The following is a 1,409-nucleotide window of genomic DNA, read 5'->3' on the forward strand; positions in this document are numbered from 1 at the left end:
AGGGGACTGTTCCAAGATCGGTGTTTCCGGCCCGACACGCCGGGCCGAGGTCCGGCGGGATGGGCACTGTGAGTGATGACATCGGACCTTGTGAGTCCACGCAAGAGTGAGTCGAAGCCGGCGCGGGAGCTGTCGCCGGAGCAGGCCGCCGCGGCGGCGATGGTGGCCGAGGCGAAGGCCCGCGGGCTGGCGTTGACCGGCCCGGACGGGTTGCTGAAGCTGTTCACCAAGAACGTGCTGGAAACCGCGCTCAACGAGGAGATGACCGAGCACCTCGGTCATGCGAAGAACCAGGCCGACCCGGACCGGGAGTCGACGAACGTGCGCAACGGCACCCGCCCGAAAACGGTGATCTCCGACGCCGCCGGCGAAGTCGACATCAACGTGCCGCGGGACCGGGAGAGCACGTTCGAACCGCAGATCGTGAAGAAGAGGCAACGTCGGCTCACCGAGGTGGACGAGATCGTGTTGTCGCTGTACGCGAAGGGAATGACGACCGGAGAGATTTCTGCGCATTTCGCCGAAATTTATGGTGCTGCGGTGTCGAAGGAGACGATCTCGCGGATCACCGACAAGGTCGTCGCGGAGATGCAGGAGTGGGCCAACCGTCCCCTGGATGCGGTGTATGTGGCCGTGTTCATTGACGCGATCCACGTCAAGGTCCGTGACGGCCAGGTCGCCAACCGGCCCGTCTACGCCGCCATCGGCGTCACCATCGACGGTCACAAGGACGTCCTGGGCCTGTGGATGGGCACCGGCGGCGAGGGTGCGAAGTTCTGGATGAGCGTGCTGATCGACCTGAAGAACCGTGGCGTCCGGGATGTGTTCTTCCTCGTCTGCGATGGCCTCAAAGGCCTGCCCGACGTCGTGGCGAACGTGTGGCCGCAAACCGTCGTGCAAACCTGCATCGTCCATCTGATCCGCAACACTTTCCGGCTCGTGTCCCGGCGGGACTGGGAGGCGGTGAAACGCGACATCAAACCCATCTACACTGCGCCCAGTCCGGACGCCGCCGCGGCAGCTCTCGACGAATTCGAAGAGAAATGGGGCGCGCAGCATGGAGCGGTGATTCGTTTGTGGCGCAACGCTTGGAATGAGTTCACGCCGTTCCTCAACTACGACGTCGAGATCAGGCGCATGATCTGCTCCACGAACGCGATCGAGTCGCTGAACGCCCGCTATCGGCGGGCGGTTCGCGCACGCGGGCATTTCCCGACCGAGCAGTCCGCGATGAAGTGCCTGTACCTTGTAACCCGCAGCCTGGACCCGACCGGGACAGGCCGCGCCCGATGGACGATGCGTTGGAAGCCCGTGATCAACGCGTTCGCCATCACCTTCGGTGACCGCTGGCCGGGAGCCGAAACCTACTGATCAACAACGCCGGAAACACCGATCACGAGATAGGCCCC

The 1,409-nt window shown here is 64.0% G+C and carries 1 protein-coding gene; it reads left to right on the plus strand.

All coding sequences use genetic code 11. From position 1 onward, the window contains the following. Window positions 1-75 precede the first annotated feature (75 nt). The gene (locus ACFVYA_RS49945; RefSeq protein ID WP_387055708.1) at window positions 76-1,371 is read left to right on the plus strand and encodes an IS256 family transposase; all 1,296 of its coding nucleotides are present in this window, start codon (window positions 76-78) and stop codon (window positions 1,369-1,371) included. Window positions 1,372-1,409: the final 38 nt, after the last annotated feature.

Source organism: Amycolatopsis sp. NPDC058278 (assembly GCF_042881395.1).
Lineage (GTDB): Bacteria > Actinomycetota > Actinomycetes > Mycobacteriales > Pseudonocardiaceae > Amycolatopsis.